Genomic DNA, 16,619 nt, shown 5'->3' with positions numbered 1-16,619 from the left:
AAGCTCAATGCACCACCATCAGCGTGAACGGCCAGACGTAAGCCTGCATGGTCACGTAGAGGCCCACCAGGCAGGCCAGGGCGATGGAGTGGAAGAACACATAGCGCAGGATGTCGCCTTCGTGGTTGAACCAGCGCGTGGCGGTGGAGGCGACGACGATGGACTGGGCGTCGATCATCTTGCCCATCACGCCGCCGGAGCTGTTGGCCGCGCCCATGAGGTTGGGCGACAGGCCCAGCTGGTCGGCCGCGACCTTCTGCATGCCGCCGAAGAGCACGTTCGAGGCCGTGTCCGAGCCGGTCAGCGCCACGCCGATCCAGCCCATCAGCGTGCCGAAGAAGGGGTAGAGCACGCCGGTGTTGGCGAAAGCCAGGCCCAGGGTGGTGTCGGTGCCCGAGAAGCGGGTCAGGGTGCCCAGCGCCAGCATCAGCACGATGGTCAGCAGCGAGTAGCGCACCATCCACAGCGTCTTGAAGAAGGTCCGCACGATGGCGACGGGGTTGTACTTCATCACCAACGCCGAGACGATGGCAGCCAGCAGGATGCCGGTGCCGGTGGCGGACAGCAGGTTCAGCGTGTAGACGGCGCCTTCCGGGTGCGGCGTGGGCACCACCGGCGGCATCTTCATGATCATGTTGTGCAGCCCCTCGATCGGGAACTTGGGCGCGAACAGGCCGTTGAGCCAGGCCTTGACCGGCGGCAGACCCCAGATGAAGACGAACAGCGACAGGATCAGCCAGGGCGTCCAGGCCGCGACCAGCGCCTCCTTGCTGTGGCGCACCACGGGCTGCGGCGGCTTCGCTTCGGCAGCGCTCATGTCCTTGCCGCGCATGGCCGGCGAGGTCCAGACCTTTTTCGGCTGCCAGACGCGCAGGAACAGCACCAGCGAGATCATCGAGACGATGGCGGCGATGATGTCCACCAGCTCCGGCCCCATGAAGTTGGACACGAGGAACTGCGGGATGGCGAAGGACACGCCCGTGACCAGGATGGCCGGCCAGATCTCCTTCATGCCCTTGAAGCCCGCGAAGGCCCACACCAGCCAGAAGGGCACCAGCAGCGAGAAGAAGGGCAGCTGGCGGCCGATCATGGCCGTGACGGCGTGCAGGTCGTAGCCGTGCACCTGCGCCAGCGTGATGACCGGCGTGCCCAGAGCGCCGAAGGCCACCGGCGCCGTGTTGGCGATCAGCGACAGGCCCGAGGCGGCCAGCGGCGAAAAGCCCAGCCCGATGAGGATGGCGGCCGTGACGGCCACTGGCGTGCCGAAGCCGGCCGCACCCTCGAAGAAGGCGCCGAAGCAGAAGGCGATCAGCAGCAGCTGGATGCGCCGGTCTTCGGTGATGCCCGAGAGCGAATCCTGCAGCACCTTGAAGCTGCCGTTCTGCTCGGTGAGCTGGTGCAGGAAGATGATGTTCAGCACGATCCAGCCGATGGGCAAGAGGCCGGTGAAGCCGCCCAGCATGGCCGCACGCCCGGCCATCTCCGCCGGCATGCCATACGCGAACACGGCCACCAGCAGGGCCGCGATCAGGCCCATGCCGGCGGCGATGTGCGCCTTGATGTGGAAGAAGCCGAGTGCGCCGAGCATCACCACCACCGGAATCGCGGCCAGCGCGGTGGAGATGAGCATGTTCCCGAACGGGTCGTAGATTTGCTGCCAGATCATGAGTGTTTGTCTCCGATGCGTTTGTTTGTTCGTCTGTTTCGGATGGATCGATGGGCAAGGCAAACCCATCCCGCCGCATGGCGCTTCCATGCCGGTCGCCCGAATGTATGGGGAATGTATGGAGAATGTTTCATCGCGTGCGTGAAATCCCGTCCGCGCGGGTTGAGCCGATTTCAAACGCGTCAGCGGCGTGTCAGCAAGCAGCGGCGCACCCGGGCCGCAGGGCCGCGGGCCGGGTGGGAACGAAGGACGAACGAAGGGGGTGCGCGCAGGCGCGGCGCGGGGCCCGCCCCGCGCGCTCGGGCGATCAGGCGATCGGCGGGTTCACGCGCAGGCGGAGATGACGCCGCCGCCCAGGCAGACCTCGCCGTCGTAGAGCACGGCGCTCTGGCCGGGCGTGACGGCCCATTGCGCCTCGGTGAAGTGCAGGGCGAAGCGGCCCTCGGCATCCGCATCGGCCAGGGTGCAGGCCGCGTCTTGCTGGCGATAGCGCGACTTGGCGGCCAGGGCGCCGGCGGCGGGCGGGTGGCCGGTCACCCAGCTCGCATCGGCCGCCTGCAGCGTGTGCGAGAGCAGCCAGGGGTGGTCGTGGCCCTGCACCACGCGCAGGGTGTTGGTGTCCAGCTCCTTGCGAGCCACGAACCAGGGTGCGTGCTCGCCCGCGCCGCGCTGGGCGCCCTTTTCCTTCACGCCGCCGATCCCCAGGCCCTGGCGCTGGCCCAGCGTGTAGAACGACAGGCCCTGGTGGCGACCCAGCACGCGGCCGCGCTCGTCCTTGATGAAGCCGGGTTCCTTCTGGATGTAGCGGTTGAGGAATTCGCGGAACGGCCGCTCACCGATGAAGCAGATGCCGGTCGAATCCTTCTTCTTGGCGTTGGGCAGGCCGATCTCCTCGGCGATGCGGCGCACCTCGGTCTTGTGCAGCTCGCCCACGGGGAACAGCGTCCTGGACAGCTGCGCCTGGTTCAGCCGGTGCAGGAAGTAGCTCTGGTCCTTGGACGGGTCCAGGCCCTTGAGCAGCTCGAACAGGCCCGTGGCCGCGTTCTGCCGCACCCTCGCGTAATGTCCGGTCGCGATCTTTTCCGCGCCCAGGCGCATGGCGTGGTCGAGGAAGGCCTTGAACTTGATCTCGGCGTTGCACAGCACGTCGGGGTTGGGCGTGCGGCCGGCCTGGTATTCGCGCAGGAACTCGGCGAACACGCGGTCCTTGTAGTCGGCGGCGAAGTTGACGTGCTCGATCTCGATGCCGATCACGTCGGCCACGGCGGCGGCATCGACGAAGTCGATGTTGGACGAGCAGTACTCGCTGTCGTCGTCGTCTTCCCAGTTCTTCATGAAGATGCCGACCACCTCGTGCCCCTGCTGTTTGAGCAGATGCGCGGTGACCGCAGAATCGACCCCGCCCGACAACCCGACTACCACCCGATGCTTGCTGTTCATGGGGCCGATTATCCCCGTGGCGGCGCGGCGGTGCCCGCGTGGGGCCGCCCGCCCGGTCTGGGCACGTCACTATCGAAACCATAGCTGCATGCGCAGGCTACATGAGCGCCTGGGCCGTTTTTCATCGCAAACGCAGCGCGCCACCGTTCCATGTCTGCACCGCTGCGTTGCACTGGCGGGGTCTGGCGCCGGAGCACAGTGGCCCCATATGCTCCTCCATGGCCCGCCGCGTGCGGGCCCCCACGCCGACCCGAAGGACCCCGCCATGACCGTTTCCACCGCCTCGCCCATCCTGAGCCGCCAGCCGCTGGCCGGCGGACTCTGGCCCACGCTGGACCCGTTCCTCTTCTGCGCCCACCACGACGACGCCTATCCCGCCGGCACGCCCGAGCTGGGCCCGGACGCATCGCTCGCCGGCCGGCAGATCGGCCAGGACTTCTCCGGCAAGGACGGCTGGAGCATGTACCACGGCGACGTGGTGCCCGGCTTTCCGCCGCACCCGCACCGCGGCTTCGAGACCGTGACCATCGTGCGCGAGGGCCTGATCGACCACAGCGACTCGCTGGGCGCTTCGGCCCGCTTCGGCCAGGGCGACGTGCAGTGGCTGACCGCCGGCCGCGGCGTGGTGCATGCCGAGATGTTCCCGCTGCTCGACGCCGCCGGCCCCAACCCGCTGGAACTGTTCCAGATCTGGCTGAACCTGCCCGCCCGCCAGAAGATGGTGGACCCGCACTTCACCATGCTCTGGTCCGAGCGCATTCCGCGCCTGGTGCTGCGCGAGGGCGATGCGCCGGACGGCCCGGCGGCCCACGTCGCCGTGATCGCCGGACGGCTGGAGGGCGCCGCGCCGCTGGCGCCGCCGCCCGGCTCCTGGGCCGCGCAGCCCGCGTCGGACGTGGCCATCTGGACGCTGCGCCTGGAGCCCGGCGCGCGCTGGACGCTGCCGGCCGCCGCCGGCGAGGGCACGCGCCGCATGCTCTACCACTTCGCGGGCAGCGGCGTCACCGTGGCGGGCGAGGCCACCGGCCACGCCGCGCTGGAGCTGCGCGCGGGCGAGGCGGTGACGCTGGCCAACGGCGGCACCGAGGACGCCGAATTCCTGCTGCTGCAGGGCCGCCCGCTGGGCGAGCCGGTGGTGCAGTACGGTCCCTTCGTGATGAACACGCAGCAGGAGATCATGCAGGCGCTGCAGGACTACCGCCGCACCGAATTCGGCGGCTGGCCCTGGGGCGACGCCGCCCCGGTCCACGGCCCCGAGCCCCGGCGCTTCGCGCGCCGCCCGGGCACCGAGGCGGACGAGCTGCCCGCCGAAGCCGCCGCCACGGCCTGAGCCGGCCGCAAGGAGAGCAAAAGGGGGCGGGAAAGCCCCCGGCCCCACGCCCGCCGCAGTCTTGCTCCATGGCCGACAATCGCGGGCTCTTTTTTTCTTTCAGATACCCCAGGACCGCTACCCATGCAGATCGCCAAGGACACCGCCGTCACCCTCCAGTACAAGATCACCGACCCCGTCACCGGCAAGCCGCTGGATTCGGGCGACGTGGCCTATCTGCACGGCGGCTACGAGAACCTGTTCGCCAAGGTGGAGGCGGCCCTGGAAGGCCAGGCCGCGGGCCAGACCGTCACGGTGGACCTGGCGGTGGCCGATGCCTTCGGCGAGCGCGACGAGAGCCTGGTGCGTACCATCCCCAAGAGCGAATTCCCGCCCGGGGTGAAGGTCGGTGGCCAGCTGCGCGGCGTGGGCAACGACGGCCACCCGGCCGTCTTCAACGTGGTCAAGATCAAGGGCCCCGAAGTGCATCTGGACGGCAACCACCCGCTGGCCGGCCGCGCGCTGCGCTTCACGGGCAAGGTGACCGAGGTGCGCGCCGCCACGCAGGATGAGATCGCCCACCGCCATGTGCATGGCGGCCACGGCCACCACCATTGATTCGATGGTGCGGCGGGCGGCCCATCCGCCCGCATGGCCATTCGCTATATATTTGATAGCTTAAGGCCCTTGATCTGCAAGGGCCAGCGCCTAAAAATTCCCTGATCGGCGCGGGGCGAGCACTCAGCCCCGCGCCTTGATGGCCGTCTGCGTGATGGCGCGGCCCAGCGCCTCGAAGGCCCGGCCGGCCTGCTTCTGCTCGTCCAGCCCCTCGGCGCAGGTCGCCACGATGATGGCGCGCCGCCCGCCGTCCTGTGGATCGATCACGCCCATGTGGCAGGCGCGCTGGAACTGCGTGCCGGTCTTGTGGATGAAGCGCACCGTGCGCGGCAGGCCGGCTTCGAGCCGGTAGGCGTCGTAGGTGTCGAACTTCAGGTCCTTGTAGAGCTGCTGCTGGTGCTGTGCGTTCACCAGCTGGCCGCGCACCAGCCGCTCCAGCATGAAGCCGTAGTCCACCAGCGGCGCGGTGTTGTCGCCCCGGCGGTAGAAGCGCGCATAGGCCTCGTCCATGGTCCGCACCTGCAGCTGCGATTCGGGCATGCCGAGCGCCCGGGCCAGGGCCTGCACGCGGCGCGGGCCCTGCGGTGCGCCCGCGATGCGCACCAGGTCGCCGTGCGAGAGCTTGCGCGCGTCGGGGTGGAATTCGGCATAGACGCCGTAGCGCACCTCGGAAAAGTCGGTGATGCGGCCGGCGCGCGGGCCCAGCAGGCTGCGCGCGCGGCGGGCCACCACGTCGGGACCGGCCGAGCGCAGCAGCATGTTGGCGGCGGTGTTGTCACTTTCCATCAGCATGCGGCGCAGCAGGCCCTGCACGTCGTGCCGCGTGCCGTTGTCCTGCCAGACCACGCCGCCCGACCCATCCACCTTGTCGCCGTCCTGCACCACGAGTTCCTGGTCTTCGCGCAGGCGGCCGGCTTCCACCTCCTGCAGCACGGCGATGGCGATCGGCAGCTTGGCGGACGAGGCCAGGTACCACGGCCGGTCGGCCTGGTGGGCGAAGACCTCGCCCGTGTCCAGCCGCTTCACGTACACGCCCAGCTGGCCCGGCGTGGCCTTTTCGATGCGACCGACCTGCTGGCGCAGGGCGGCGACCCAGGCGCCGTCGGCGGCGGCTTTGTCCGCCGCCCTGGGCTGGGCCAGCGCGGCGTCAGGGCTCGTCGCCGCCGAGCAGATCGCCGTCCACAGCGCCAGCGCGAACAGCCGCGCGCGGGTGGACGATGGTGGACGCGGCCGCAGCCGGGGTGGGGCAGGGTAGGTCATGGGGTTTCCCGTGGGTCAGCAGGCCGGACTGGCAGATCGCAATGCCGACCTGCCGCAGCGTGCGGTCGGATCGGGTGGTGGAGGGCTCGCCCCGCGTGCAGGCGACGACGATGGCGCGCACGGCGTGCGGGTGCAGGGCATCGGCCGGCCGGGTGATGAGGCCCGAATCGCAGGTGCGGGCGCGCTGGGTGCCGGTCTTGTGGGCGAAGGTCACGCCGGCGGGCAGGCCGGCCTTGATGCGCTGCGGGCCGGTCTGCACGCGCTCCATCACGCCCAGCAGGTAGCGGGTGTGGGCGGGGTTCAGCAGCCGGCCCTGCGCCAGCTGCGCCAGCACCTCGCCATACGCATCGAGCCGGCCGGAATTGAGGCCGGTGGCGTAGTAGGCCTCGAAGGCCTCGCCCACGCCCAGCGGCCGCAGGCTGGCGGGCGCCACGTGCAGCAGGCGCGACAGCGTGTCCCGGACCTCGCGGTCGCCGCGCTGGGCCTTGAGTTCCAGGAAGTCGCGGCCCGACAGGTGCACCGCCTCGGGCGTGAGCTGCGCGTAGGCCTGGCGGCGCACGTCGGCCAGGGTGGTGATGCGCTCCAGCCCGCCGGGCGCGGCCTCCTGCGCCACGGCATTCACGGCCGGCAGGCCGACCAGCTCGATCAGCATGTCGCTGGCGGTGTTGTCGCTGAAGACGATCATCTGCTCCAGCAGCCAGCGCACGGTGAGCGGCGTGCCCGCCGGCTGGCGCTTGGTGGGGCCGGCGCCGTCCACGTAGTCGGCCTCGCGCAGCGTGAGCGACGTGTCGAGCGTGAACGTGCCGCGCTCCACGCCGCGCAGCACGGCGATGGCCACGGGCACCTTGACCGACGAGGCCAGATACCAGCGCTCGGCGCCATGGAACGAGAGCACATCGCCCGTGTCCAGATCGCGCACATAGACGCCGAAGGCCGTGGCGCCGGGCAGGGTGGCAGCCCGCTCCAGCCCGCGCTGCAGGGCCGGCACCCAGGGCGCGGGCACGGCGGCAGGCGCTGTGGTGGCCGCCAGGGCGGTGGCACCGGCCGGCGGCGCCGGTGCCTGCGCCCGAGCAGGTAGACCGGGCAGCGCGCACACGGCCAGGGCGGCGAGGGCGCGGCTCAGGACGGACAAGGCGGGCTTCGGGGTCGGCAGCGGAAGGCGGAGCAAAGGCATGGGGCAGGGCAGGGTACGGCGCAGGGCAGTGAAAGCAACCGCCACCGTACCGCGCACGCCCGCGCCGCCGCGTAGCGCCCCAGGTGGCACCCGTGTCGGACGGCAGCGCATGGGCAGCAAAAACCTACTGGTTTTATCATCAGTGGTTCATGCCGGACTTCCAACCCACCCGATTCCACCGCACGCGCCTCATGCAGATCTGGCGCTCCGCCGGCTGGCCCTGCAAGGACGCGCTGGAGATCGACCTGCTCGCCGCCGGGCTGATCGCCCAGCACGCCACGCGCGAGGGGCACGAGCTGCTGCGGCTCACCGAGGCCGGCATCGCCCTGCTGGCCCAGGCGCGCCAGCGCGGCCTGCGGGCGCTCTCGGCACACGACCGGCTGGCGCAGCGCTTCGCCCACCATCTGCTGGCGGGCGGGCGCATCGTGTGGCGCGAACTGGCCCTGCGCGCTGCGCTGGAAGCCCCGGCCGCCCCTGCGGGCGCCGCCCGCCCGCCTGCGCGGCCGCCCGCCGGGCCCACGCTCTGGGCGGACGAGAACGAAGGCGGCACGGCCACGCCACCGCCCGCCGCGCAGGTCTGGCGCATGGCGCGGCCCGATCTTTTCTCGGTGCGCAACACCAGCGTGCCGGCCTACCTGCAGCCCATGGTGCATGAGGTCAAGGCCAGCCGCGCCGATCTGCTCTCCGACCTGCGCCACGCCGAAAAGCGCCAGGCCTACCAGTGGCTGTGCGAGGAGTGCTACTACGTCTTTCCGGCCGGCGTGGCCGCGCCCGAGGAGATTCCCGAGCAGTTCGGCGTCTGGGTGATGCACGGCACGCTGGACGGAGGCGGCCCGGGCGAGAGCCGCTTCGAGCTGCTGCGCCCCGCCCGCCATGCCCGCTGCACGCTGCCCTTCGCGGTGTGGATGGCGCTGGGCAAAGCCACCCCGCTGCGCCTGCCCGACGAGCCCGCGCAGGCGCAGCTGGGCGAAGCGCCGGACGACAACCCAGGCGCCCCGGACGCCCCGGACGGAACCACCGCATGACCTACACCGTCGCGGTGCGCGAGCTGTGCGAGTTCACCGCCAAGGCCGGCGACCTGGACCTGCGCTTCACGCCCGCACCCACCGCGCTCGAAGGCATCGCCGGCCACGCCGCCGTAGCCGCCCGGCGCGGTGCGGGCTACGAGCGCGAGCTGACGCTGGCCGGCGACTGGCACGGCGACGGACCCGGCGAGGGCCAGCCCCTGCATCTGCACGTGCGTGGCCGGGCGGACGGCTTCGACGCCGCGGCCGGCCGGCTCGAAGAGGTCAAGACCTTCAAGGGCCGGCTCGACCGCCAGCCCGCCTCGCACCGCGCGCTGCACTGGGCGCAGGCCAAGGTCTATGGCTGGCTGCTGTGCGAGGCGCGGCAGCTGGACACGCTGGAAGTGGCCCTGGTCTATTTCGACATCGCCACCCAGCAGGAGACCGTGCTGGCCGAGCGCTGCAGCGCCGCCGAACTGCGCGCCCACTTCGACCGGCAGTGCCGCCGCTTCGCGGCCTGGGCCGCGCAGGAGCAGGCCCACCGCGCGGCCCGCGATGCCGCACTGTCGGCGCTGGCCTTTCCTTTCGGCGGTTTCCGCACGGGTCAGCGCCCGCTGGCCGAGGCCGTCTATCGCGCCGCCACCGCCGGCCGCTGCCTGCTGGCGCAGGCGCCCACCGGCATCGGCAAGACCGCGGGCACGCTGTTTCCGCAGCTCAAGGCCCTGCCCGGCCAGCGGCTGGACAAGCTCTTCTTCCTGGCCGCCAAGACCTCCGGCCGGCAGGTGGCGCTGAACGCGCTGGCCCGCATGGCCGGGCCCGCGGAGCAGGGCGGCGCGCTACCCCTGCGCGTGCTGGAGTTGGTGGCCCGTGACAAGGCCTGCGAACACCCGGGCCAGGCCTGCCACGGCGACGCCTGCCCGCTGGCGCGCGGCTTCTACGACCGCCTGCCCGCCGCCCGCGCCCAGGCGCTGGCGGCCCCGCAGCCGCCCGTGCCCGGCCCCCTCGCGATGGACCAGGCCCATGTGCGCGCCGCGGCGCTGGCCCACGGCATCTGCCCCTACTACCTCTCGCAGGAGCTGGCCCGCTGGGCCGACGTGATGGTGGGCGACTACCACTACTACTTCGACCTCGGCGCGCTGCTGCACGGGCTGGCGCAGGCCAACGGCTGGCGCGTGGCACTGCTGGTGGACGAGGCGCACAACCTCGTCGAGCGCGGGCGCGGCATGTACACCGCGGCGCTCGCGCCCAGCCTGCTCTACGACGCACGCCAGTCGCCCACCGCGCGCAGTTTTCCAGCCGTGAAGAAGGCGCTGGACCGCATCCGCCGCGCCTGGGTGGGGCTCGACAAGACCATTGCGCCGGACCAGCCCCAGGGCGCGGCCTACGCAGTGCAGGAGGACGGCTTTCCACCCCCGCTGCTGGCCGCGCTGCAGCAGGGCACCGGTACGGTGGGCGAGCATTTCGCGGAACACCCCGAGCAGGCCGACGGCGCGCTGCAGACCTTCTACCTGGAGGCGCTGCACCTGCTGCGCATGGCCGAATTGCTGGACGCGCATTCGCTGGTGGACGTGCAGCGCCCGGCCGGCAGCGCCCCCGGCGGCTCCACCGTCTGCGTGCGCAACATCGTGCCCGCGCCCTTCCTTGCGCCACGCTGGGCGGCCGCGCACACCGCCACGCTCTTTTCGGCCACGCTCTCGCCCGGGCACTACCACGCCGACCTGCTGGGGCTGCCGCCGGACCACGCGGCCATCGACGTGGCCTCGCCCTTCGCCGCCCGGCAACTGCAGGTGCAGGTGGCGCGCCACATCTCCACGCGCTGGGCGCACCGCGCCGCGTCGGCCGGGCCCATCGCCGACCTGATGGCGCGGCAGTTCGCCGAACGGCCCGGCAACTACCTGGCCTTCTTCAGCAGCTACGACTACCTGGCCCAGGTGGCCGAGGCCTTCGCGCACCGCCACCCGCAGCTGCCGCACTGGAGCCAGTCGCGCCGCATGCAGGAGTCCGAGCAGCGCGCCTTTCTGGAGCGCTTCACCGATGCCAGCGAGGGCATCGGCTTCGCCGTGCTGGGCGGCGCCTTCGCGGAAGGCATCGACCTGCCCGGGCGGCGGCTGATCGGCGCCTTCCTTTCCACGCTGGGCCTGCCGCAGATCAACCCGGTGAACGAGCAGATCCGCGCGCGCATGGAACAGCTCTTCGGCGCGGGCTACGACTACACCTACCTCTACCCCGGCCTGCAGAAGGTGGTTCAGGCCGCCGGGCGGGTGATCCGCACGCCGCAAGACGAGGGCGTGGTCCACCTCATCGACGACCGCTTCGCCCGCGCCGAGGTGCGGCAGCTGCTGCCCGCGTGGTGGCAGGTGGATCTTTCACCTACGCTGCGTATGTGAAAACGGCAAAGCGGTTTAACATACGCCGCGTATGTCAACCGCCCCCGCCACTCCCGCAGCGCCGCCCGCCCCGCCACGGACCCGGCGCGCAGAGGCCATGGAAGCCACCCGCGCGCGCCTGCTGGCGACGGCGCGGCGCGCCTTCGCCACCCAGGGCTATGCCCAGACGTCCATGGACGAGTTCACGGCCCAGGCCGGGCTGACCCGCGGGGCTCTCTACCACCACTTCGGCAGCAAGCAAGGGCTGCTGACCGCCGTCATCGAGCAGATCGAGGCCGAGGTCGGCGAGCGCCTGCGGGCCGTTTCCGACGCCGCCCCCACGCCCTGGGAAGGCCTGCGCCGCCGCTGCCGCACCTACCTGGAGCTGGCGCTGGACCCTGAGATCCGCCGCATCATCCTGCAGGACGCGCGCGCCGTTTTCGGCGACGTGCCGCAGGCCGCGCAGTCGGTCGGCATCGCCGCGCTCGAAGCCGCGCTGCAGGGCCTGATCGACCAGGGCACGGTGGCCCCGCTGCATGCCGGCGCCATGGCGCGCATGCTCTACGGCGTGGTCACCGAAGCCTCCTTCTGGATCGCCGAGACCGACGGCGACCCGGCCGAGCGCCTGGCCCAGGCCAGCGATGCGCTCGACCGGCTCCTGGGCGGCCTGCGCGCCACCCGTTCCTGACACCCTTTCCACAACACTCCACCCACCCTCATCCGGGAGCTTTCGCCATGCAGTGGACCAACACCCCCACCCGTTTCGGCGCCCTCGCCAAGTTCTTCCACTGGACGAGCGCCGCTGCCTTCATCGGCGCCTATGTCATCGTCTATTACGTGATCTGGTTCATGGACGACACCTCCGACGAGTCCCTGCCGGTGCTCAACATCCATTGGGTGCTGGGCCTGATCGTGGGCTTCATGGTGCTGCCCCGGCTGTTCTGGCGCCTGTCCAGCGTGCAGCCCGAGGACCCGCCCGGCACCCCGCTGGAACACGCGCTGGCCCACGCGGCGCACTGGGGCCTCTATGCGCTCATGATCGTGATGCCCTTCACCGGCTACATCGGCACGGGCGCACCGACGCACTTCGGCCTCTTCACCATCCCCGGCTTCAACGAGTCCGCGCTGTTCGGCTGGATCAGCCACACCTGGGGCCTGAGCTGGGAGGCCTTCGAGGCGCCCATCGACGTGGTGCACCACTTCATCGGCAAGTACGTGGCCTGGGTGATGGTGCTGCTGCACGTGGCCGCCGCGCTCTACCACCACCGCGTGCGGCGCGACGACGTGCTCAAGCGCATGCTGCCCGGCCGCGACTGAGTCCCCCCCGAGGCCCCGCCTGACGCCGCGCCCCTGCCGGCAGCGGTAGCGGGCCATGCGCCGCGGCCGGCGCATCTCTGCCACACTGTGCCCGCATCCCACGCACCTTCCCTGGCACAACGGCATGGCCTCACCCATCGACCCGCCCCGCACGCCGCTGGCGCCGGCCGCCCGCGCGCTGGCCGAAGCCGCGCTGCAGCGGCAGAACATGCTGCTGCGCCCCGCTGGCGCCACGCCGGCCGCAACGCCAGCAGAGGCCTCGTTTCCGGCCACGCTGCAGCCCGGCGCCGTGCCGCCGCAGTTCATCGCCCCGCCACCGCTGCCCCAGCCCGCCACGCCCGACCGCGTGAGCCTTTCGCCCCAGGCCCGGGAAAGCCTGCAGGGCACGCCCGGCGGCCATGCGCCTGGGCGCACCGGCAGCGCAGCGGGCGGATCCGACGGGCGGCCCGCGCAGGCGCCGCTGGCCGGCCTGGGCCGGCCAGCCACCGCAGCCACCGATGCCGCCGCCCCGCTGCGCACCACGCCCTGGCCCACGGGCGGCGTGCCCGCGCCGCTGCGCCAGGTGCTCGACGCACTGGTACGCCAGCTGACCGCGCCCGGCCAGGCACCGCAGCGCGTGGTGGCCGCCCAGCCCTGGTCCGCCGCGCTGGAGGCACAGCTCGCCGCCCATGAAGACCCGGGCCTGCCGCCGCTGCGCACCTGGCTGGTGGGGCAGGGCGCGGTGCAGACCGGCGAGGGTGCCCGCCCCGTGGCCGTGGCGCTGCGCGTGCCCGCCGCGTGGCTGCAGGAACAGCCCCCATCGGCCGCTGGCACCCATGCCGCAGGCCCGCTGTCCGCCGCCTTCGCAGGCCGGCCCCAGGCGCTGGCCTCGGGCCTCTTCGCGCTGGTGCTGCAGTCACCGGAGGCGGACGGCGCCCGCACCAGCGCGCTGCTGGCCCTCGATGTCACGCCGTGGCTGGCCGCGCAGGCCGCCACCGTCTATGGGCGCGACCCGCGCAGCGCCGGCGACCCCTGGTTGCAGATGGCCGCCCTGCAGGCCGCCGGATGGCGCCCGCCCGATGAGGATGAAGACACGCGCGGCGGGCACGGCACGCCCTGCGACACGCCCGGCTGTCCCTACCTGGGCCAGGCCACCTGCGTGCTGCCCTTCTGCATGGCGCTGCGCGTGGCGCCCATGGACGAGGCGCAGCGCCTGGGCGAACGGCTGCCGCCGCCGCCCCCGCACAACGACAAACCGCCAGGGCCCGGGTAGGGCGCTGGCGGCTTCTGGCTGCCGGGCGGGACTGATGGGCCCCCGCGGCAGGAGTTCGCTGTCGGGTTCGCCGACGTCAGTGCATCAGGGGTAGAGGCCGCGCATTTCGCGGGCGCTCAGGATCCTCTGGCAGGCCACGATGAAGGTGGCGGTGCGCAGCGTCACCTTGTGTTCCTGCGCCACGTGCCAGATGCCGGCGAAGGCCTCCTGCATGATGCGCACGAGGCGGGCGTTGATCTCGTCCTCGCTCCAGAAGAAGCTGGAGAAGTCCTGCACCCATTCGAAGTAGCTGACCGTCACGCCGCCGGCGTTGGCGATCACGTCGGGCAGCACCAGCACGCCCTTGTCGGCCAGGATGTCGTCGGCCTCGGTGGTGGTGGGGCCGTTGGCGCCTTCGATCACCAGCTTGGCCTTGATCTTGCCGGCGTTGTCCTTGGTGATCTGGTTCTCCAGCGCGGCCGGAATCAGGATCTCGCAGTCCACACCCCAGAAGTCTTCGTTGGCGATGGTCTCGGCACCGGCGAAGCCGCCCACGCCGCCGGTGTGCCGCACGTAGGCCAGCAGCGCCGGCACGGCCAAGCCGTCCTTGTTGAAGATGGTGCCGGTGTGGTCCTGCACGGCGACGACCTTGGCGCCCGCCTCGGCAAAGAGCTTGCCGGCGATGCCGCCCACGTTGCCGAAGCCTTGCACCGCGATGCGCGCGCCTTCCAGCGGCAGGCCCGTCAGCTTGGCGGCTTCCACGCCCACGGTGAACACGCCGCGGCCGGTGGCCTCGACGCGGCCCAGCGATCCGCCCAGGTCCACCGGCTTGCCGGTGACCACGCCCGTGGCGGTGGCGCCGGTGTTCATGGAGTACGTGTCCATCATCCAGGCCATGACCTGGCCGTTGGTGTTCACGTCAGGGGCGGGGATGTCCTTGGAGGGGCCGATGAGCAGGCCGATCTCGCTGGTGTAGCGGCGCGTCAGGCGTTCGAGCTCGCCGCGCGAGAGCTTCTTGGGATCGACGCGGATGCCGCCCTTGGCGCCACCGTAGGGCACGTTCACGGCCGCGTTCTTCACCGACATCCAGGCCGACAGCGCCATCACTTCGGACAACGTCACGTCCTGGTGGAAGCGCACGCCGCCCTTGCCGGGGCCGCGGCTCAGGTTGTGCTGCACGCGGTAGCCCTCGAAGTGGGCGATGGTGCCGTTGTCCATCTCGATGGGCACGTCCACGATCAGGATGCGCTTGGGGCGCTTGAGCGTTTCGACCCAGCGCGCGAGGCCGCCGAGGTACGGCGTGACGCGGTCCACCTGCTGCAGGTAGTTGCCCCAGGGGCCGAGGTGGTCGGCCTGGAGGTAGGAGGGCACGGCGTGCTGGACGAGGGTGTCGGGGGTGTTCGACATACGGAAGTTCCTTGAAGGAAGTCAGTTCAGGCGGATGACTGTATGCCGGCCCCCGGCAGCTGTCCAAGGCCGGAGTGTTTCGGGGTTATGCATCGGATGCATAACGTTGCGGAACGCCGTTCAGCCCCGATAAACCATCAAAAACCGTAGCAAACCACCTAGGCACCAGGCGGGCTACGGCGCGATAGCGTCAAAAACCCAGGCCCTTGAGCAGCTGCGTTCCGGTGCCGATCGGGTCCTGCCGCATGCGGGTTTCCTCGCGGCCCACATAGGTGAAGATGCCGTCGGCGGTCTTGCCTGCCACGTAGTCCGAGAGGCGCGCCTCGTCGAAGCCCAGCGCCGAGAGCTGGGCCGTCTTCTGCAGCACGCCGCTGGCCTGCAGGGCGTTGCGCACCAGGGGCTTGAGCTGGCTGGTGACCTGCGCGCCGGCGCTCTTGCGCAGATAGTCGGTAGCGCCGGTGCTGCCGCCCCGGGCGATGTCGAGGGCGTCGTTGAGTGTGGCCCGGTCGATGGCGGATCGGAAGATCGGCTTGGCCTGCGCGGCGGCCTGTTCGGCGGCACGGTTGAGGGCCGCATCCAGGCTGCCCGACAGGCCCGACTGCTGGGCCAGGTCCAGCAGCTTGCCCACGCCGCCCTGGCCCGCACCCGGCAGGCCGATGCGGATGGCCGAATCGGCCGAAAAGGCACCGGGCTGCGAGAGCTTGTCGAGCGCAGCGTCGGATGCCTGGGCCAGCAGCGGCTTGATGCCGATGGAGGGCGCCTGGGCGGCGGCAGGCTGTGCGGCGAGGGCCGCGCAGGCCAAGGTGGCGGTGGCGCCCAGGGCGCGCCAGAAGGTCGAGGTCATGGGAGCGTTCTCCAAAACAGGAACATGCGCGCCATTGTGCTGCGGGACACGGGCCGGGCAGCCATCGCACCGCGCACGTCCCCCGCCGCGTGCTATTCCACCTTGAACTTGGAGAGCGCCGGATCGCCCTCGGGGAAGCGCAGGTCGAGTTTCTGCAGCACCTCGCGCAGCACGGTGGCGATCATCAGGTTGCGGTGGGTCTTGGAATTCGCCGGCACGATGGTCCAAGGCGCCCAGGGGGTGTGCGTGGCGGCCAGCAGGGTGGCATAGGCGCGCTGGTAGTCGTCCCACTGCTTGCGCGCTTCGATGTCGCCCATCTCGAACTTCCAGTGCTTGGCCGGGTCGTCCAGCCGCTCCTGCAGGCGCTCGCGCTGCTCGTCCTTGCCGATGTGCAGCATGAACTTGACGATCACCGTGCCCGTCTCGGCCAGCAGGCGCTCGAAGTCATTGATGTGCGCCAGGCGCTGGGCGTGCTGCTCGGGCGTGACCCAGCCCTTCACGACGGGCACCAGCACGTCTTCGTAGTGGCTGCGGTTGAAGACCACGGTCTCGCCGGCCGCCGGCACCTGGGCGTGGATGCGCCAGAGGTAGTCGTGCGCGCGCTCTGCCTCGGTAGGGGCCTTCCAGCCGACGGCGCGCAGGCCCAGGGCGCTCATGCGGCCGAACACGCCACGGATGGTGCCGTCCTTGCCGGAGGTATCGGTGCCCTGCAGCAGCACGAGCAACTTGTAGCGCCGGTCGGCGTAGAGCAGGTTCTGCAGGCCATCCAGCTCCTCGGCCAGGGCCTCCACCGCGGCCTTGTCCTGGGTCTTGTCGCCCTGGGAGAAAGGCTTGGCGCCGGGGTCGAAGCGCTCCAGCGGCAGGGGTGGGGGCACCTCCTTGCGGTGGGCGGGCAGGTTGGCGAAATCCTGGGGCTGCCAGTCGGCCCATTGCCGGGCCAGATCGGGGTCAATGCGGGAAAAGGGGGCGAATTCCATGGCGTT

The 16,619-nt window shown here is 71.2% G+C and carries 14 protein-coding genes; 7 read left to right on the top strand and 7 right to left on the bottom strand.

All coding sequences use genetic code 11. The annotated features are described in order from the left end of the window. Positions 1 to 4: 4 nt before the first annotated feature. Positions 5 to 1,666 (bottom strand): L-lactate permease, encoded by a 1,662-nt coding sequence (locus tag AC3A84_RS03060; protein ID WP_487968272.1) that lies wholly within the window; start codon positions 1,664 to 1,666, stop codon positions 5 to 7. Positions 1,667 to 1,990: 324 nt separating this feature from the next. Further along, a complete protein-coding gene (mnmA, locus tag AC3A84_RS03055; protein ID WP_487968271.1) occupies positions 1,991 to 3,106 on the bottom strand; it encodes a tRNA 2-thiouridine(34) synthase MnmA in 1,116 nt (371 codons plus the stop codon). Between the two features lie 265 nt (positions 3,107 to 3,371). On the opposite strand from mnmA, the gene AC3A84_RS03050 reads away from it, so the two are divergent. Both AC3A84_RS03050 and AC3A84_RS03045 read left to right on the top strand, forming a co-directional pair. Continuing rightward, positions 3,372 to 4,436: a pirin family protein gene (locus AC3A84_RS03050; protein ID WP_487968270.1), complete on the top strand. Its 1,065-nt coding sequence runs from the start codon at positions 3,372 to 3,374 to the stop codon at positions 4,434 to 4,436. 123 nt (positions 4,437 to 4,559) lie between these two features. Next, entirely contained in the window at positions 4,560 to 5,033 is a 474-nt protein-coding gene (locus tag AC3A84_RS03045; protein WP_092940222.1) for an FKBP-type peptidyl-prolyl cis-trans isomerase, read from the top strand. A gap of 123 nt (positions 5,034 to 5,156) precedes the next feature. On the opposite strand, the gene AC3A84_RS03040 is transcribed toward AC3A84_RS03045, so the two are convergent. After that, the gene (locus AC3A84_RS03040) at positions 5,157 to 6,293 is read right to left on the bottom strand and encodes a serine hydrolase (protein ID WP_487968269.1); all 1,137 of its coding nucleotides are present in this window, start codon (positions 6,291 to 6,293) and stop codon (positions 5,157 to 5,159) included. After that, on the bottom strand, positions 6,181 to 7,425 hold the full coding sequence (locus AC3A84_RS03035) for a serine hydrolase (protein ID WP_487968268.1): 1,245 nt from the start codon (positions 7,423 to 7,425) through the stop codon (positions 6,181 to 6,183). Before AC3A84_RS03035 ends, AC3A84_RS03040 begins: the two co-directional genes overlap by 113 nt. 191 nt (positions 7,426 to 7,616) lie before the next feature. Between AC3A84_RS03035 and AC3A84_RS03030 the strand changes: the two genes are divergently transcribed. The 5 genes from AC3A84_RS03030 to AC3A84_RS03010 all read left to right on the top strand — a co-directional run bounded on the left by AC3A84_RS03030 (position 7,617) and on the right by AC3A84_RS03010 (position 13,406). After that, complete coding sequence (locus tag AC3A84_RS03030) at positions 7,617 to 8,492, top strand: hypothetical protein (RefSeq protein WP_487968267.1); 876 nt, start codon at positions 7,617 to 7,619, stop codon at positions 8,490 to 8,492. Continuing rightward, the gene (locus AC3A84_RS03025; protein WP_487968266.1) at positions 8,489 to 10,858 is read left to right on the top strand and encodes an ATP-dependent DNA helicase; all 2,370 of its coding nucleotides are present in this window, start codon (positions 8,489 to 8,491) and stop codon (positions 10,856 to 10,858) included. Before AC3A84_RS03030 ends, AC3A84_RS03025 begins: the two co-directional genes overlap by 4 nt. 97 nt (positions 10,859 to 10,955) lie before the next feature. Then, positions 10,956 to 11,525, top strand: coding sequence for a TetR/AcrR family transcriptional regulator (locus tag AC3A84_RS03020; protein WP_487968265.1), 570 nt, complete (start codon positions 10,956 to 10,958; stop codon positions 11,523 to 11,525). Positions 11,526 to 11,572: 47 nt separating this feature from the next. Then, positions 11,573 to 12,154: a cytochrome b gene (locus AC3A84_RS03015; RefSeq protein WP_487968264.1), complete on the top strand. Its 582-nt coding sequence runs from the start codon at positions 11,573 to 11,575 to the stop codon at positions 12,152 to 12,154. A gap of 124 nt (positions 12,155 to 12,278) precedes the next feature. Next, positions 12,279 to 13,406, top strand: a complete 1,128-nt coding sequence (locus AC3A84_RS03010) for a hypothetical protein (protein WP_487968263.1) — start codon at positions 12,279 to 12,281, stop codon at positions 13,404 to 13,406. An 84-nt stretch (positions 13,407 to 13,490) separates the two neighbouring features. Here the strand turns inward: AC3A84_RS03010 and AC3A84_RS03005 are convergent, their stop codons facing one another. From AC3A84_RS03005 to AC3A84_RS02995, 3 genes are all read right to left on the bottom strand, one after another. Then, on the bottom strand, positions 13,491 to 14,792 hold the full coding sequence (locus tag AC3A84_RS03005; protein ID WP_487968262.1) for a Glu/Leu/Phe/Val family dehydrogenase: 1,302 nt from the start codon (positions 14,790 to 14,792) through the stop codon (positions 13,491 to 13,493). Between the two features lie 190 nt (positions 14,793 to 14,982). Further along, a complete protein-coding gene (locus tag AC3A84_RS03000; protein ID WP_487968261.1) occupies positions 14,983 to 15,636 on the bottom strand; it encodes a DUF4197 domain-containing protein in 654 nt (217 codons plus the stop codon). Between the two features lie 92 nt (positions 15,637 to 15,728). Further along, entirely contained in the window at positions 15,729 to 16,613 is an 885-nt protein-coding gene (locus AC3A84_RS02995) for a PPK2 family polyphosphate kinase (RefSeq protein WP_487968260.1), read from the bottom strand. Positions 16,614 to 16,619: the final 6 nt, after the last annotated feature.

The sequence above is a fragment of the Paracidovorax sp. genome (assembly GCF_057642795.1).
Note: the sequence above shows the minus strand (reverse complement) of the source record. Positions and strands in the feature narration are given on the sequence as shown.